General features: G+C 62.5%; 2 protein-coding genes. One reads left to right on the forward strand and one right to left on the reverse strand.

The features are described from left to right. Positions 1-473 (forward strand): DUF808 family protein (locus A3764_RS23720; RefSeq protein WP_150122447.1); only part of this gene is annotated, 473 nt, incomplete at its 5' end. 28 nt (positions 474-501) lie between these two features. On the opposite strand, the gene A3764_RS25585 is transcribed toward A3764_RS23720, so the two are convergent. Continuing rightward, on the reverse strand, positions 502-678 hold the full coding sequence (locus tag A3764_RS25585) for a hypothetical protein (RefSeq protein WP_161487186.1): 177 nt from the start codon (positions 676-678) through the stop codon (positions 502-504). Positions 679-835 lie beyond the last annotated feature (157 nt).

Consider the following 835-nt stretch of genomic DNA (forward strand, 5'->3'; position numbering starts at 1 on the left):
CGTCCTTCTGGATGGAAGCGGCGACGCTGGCGGCGGTAGCGGTCCTGATCACCGTCGTCGTCTATGGGTCGGTGGCGCTGATCGTGAAGATGGATGACGTGGGCCTCGCCATGGCGGAGCGGGGCAGCCTGGGCTTTACCCGCGCCATTGGCCGGGGGCTGGTGAGGGGGATGCCGGGCTTTCTGAAGCTGCTGACGATTGTGGGCACCGCCGCCATGCTTTGGGTCGGGGGGTCGATCATTGTGCACGGGCTGGAGCAGATGGGCTTTGACTCGTTGGCGCATTGGGTCAAGGGCGTGGCCGGATCAGTCGCCTATGCCGGGCCCGAGCAGATGGCAGGCGCGGTGAAATGGACGGTCACGGCGGCCATCGACGGTATCTTCGGGCTAATCCTGGGCCTCATGCTGATCCCGGTGGGTGAAAAGCTGATCACGCCCATCTGGCGCAGCTTTACCCGGAAGGTTCCGACCTGAGTATCGTGGAAGTTTCGGCGGCGGGTCGTCAGGCCCTGCCGCTGTCGCGCAGCAGGATCAGCGTAGTCATGAGGGTCGCAGCGCTCAGATGGCCCCCGGCGATATAAGCGGCCAAGCCGGGCAGGAAGGCCCCGCCCGAGGTCCACCAGACGAGAGAGGAGAATACCCCGCCGACACTCGCGATGATAAGATAAGCCAATGGCATCAGCGACCCGTTCACCCGCGCAACCTAAGCGCGCTTCTATGGCGCGCAACTCGCGTAATGTGACTAGCATAGCAACCTGAAGTTGGGCTTGTATATCTTTATTTCTATCTTGAATTGGAAAAAAGGGCGCGCCGTGGTGCGGCGCGTCCTTTCGCTT

Source organism: Sulfitobacter sp. HI0129 (genome assembly GCF_001635395.1).
GTDB lineage: Bacteria > Pseudomonadota > Alphaproteobacteria > Rhodobacterales > Rhodobacteraceae > Sulfitobacter.

Bases quoted from the DNA above. Each gene is read 5' to 3' on its own strand.
- A3764_RS25585 (WP_161487186.1), bottom strand. From the start codon at position 678: ATGCCATTGGCTTATCTTATCATCGCGAGTGTCGGCGGGGTATTCTCC.